Origin of the sequence: Allobosea sp. CER48, from assembly GCF_044752385.1 — a bacterium.
GTDB lineage: Bacteria > Pseudomonadota > Alphaproteobacteria > Rhizobiales > Beijerinckiaceae > Allobosea.
Window position 1 is genome coordinate 1 of sequence record NZ_JBIWYK010000651.1, and the last position, 1,397, is coordinate 1,397.

1 protein-coding gene is annotated in these 1,397 nt (G+C 66.3%); it reads right to left on the reverse strand.

The features are described from left to right. A partial coding sequence (locus tag ACIPIA_RS16300; protein WP_400511019.1) for an Ig-like domain-containing protein occupies positions 1 to 1,397 on the reverse strand: 1,397 nt, incomplete at both ends.

Sequence of the window (1,397 nt, forward strand, 5' to 3'; positions counted from 1 at the left end):
GTCCATCCGAGATCGTGTAGGTGATCGTCGCGGTGCCGATGAAGCCGCCAGGCGGCTGATAGTTCAGCGTGCCGTCGGCGTTGATCGAGACCGTGCCGACGGAGGCCTCGGCGCCGATGATGGTGAGCGGATCACCGTCGACGTCGCCGTCATTCAGCATGACGGGCAGGATTGCGGGCGTGTCCTGACGAATGGCGATGGCGTCGTTGGCGGCGACCGGCGCGTCGTTGACCGGTGTCACGGTGATCGTGACGGTGTGGACCGACGTGCTCGTTCCATCCGAAATGACATAGGTGAAGCTGTCCGTTCCGAAGAAATTCGGGGCAGGGACGTAAGCGAAACTGCCATCCGCATTGACCGCTGCCGAGCCGAAGCCGGGCGGGCGTCCAAGCGCATAGCCGACCGGCTGTCCCTCCGGGTCGCTGGCGGGCGGGAGCCGGCTCGCGAAGCTGCCGTCCTCCGGCAGGGTGATGGCGAGGTCGGAGCCGACAGGCGGATCGTCCACCGCGGCGACGAACACGCTCACCGGCACCAGGATGACATTGCCGTTGCCATCGCTGATCGAGACCGAGAAGCCATCCGAGCCGTTGAAGCTTGGATTCGGCCGGTAGGTGTAGGTGCCATCCGGGTTGAGCACGACGGTGCCATTGGTCGGCGGCGTGTTCAGCGTGAAGGTCAGCTGATCGCCATCGGGGTCGGAGGCGCCGAGCGTGCCGGTTGCCGGCGTGTCCTCGGTGACGACGAGCGGTGGCGGGTTGGCGACCGGCGGATCGTTGACGCCCGTGACACTCACATTGACCGGGACGACGATTACGCCGCCCTGGCCGTCGGAGATGGTGACGCTGAAGCTGTCCGCACCGAAGTAATCGGGGTTCGGGGTGTAGATATAGGTGCCGTCGCCGTTCAGCACGACCGTGCCGTGTGCGGGCGGGGTCGCCAAGGCGTAGCCCAGCGGATCGCCATCGGGGTCGGAGGCGTTCAGCGTCCCGGTCGCCGAGCCGTCCTCGGGGACGACCAGTAGTGGCGGGTTGGCGGAGGGGGGATCGTTCGCGGGCGCGACGCTGAAGCCGATCGGTACGACCAGGGTGGCACCGGAGCTGTCCGTGATGGTGATTTCAAAGCTGTCCGGCCCGAAGAAGTCCGGGTTCGGAGTGTAGGTATAGCTGCCGTCCGCATTGATCACGACAGTTCCGTGCGCCGGTGGCGCGCTCACGCTGTAGCTCAGCACTCCGCCATCGGGGTCGTAGGCGTTCAGATGTGCGGTCGCGGGCGTGTCCTCGGTCACCACCAGCGGGCTCGGGTCGGCAATGGGGGGATCGTTGTCGACCGGGGTCACATCGAAGCTCACCGGCACCAGGATAGTGTTGCCCTGCGGGTCGGAAACCGCGATCTCGAAG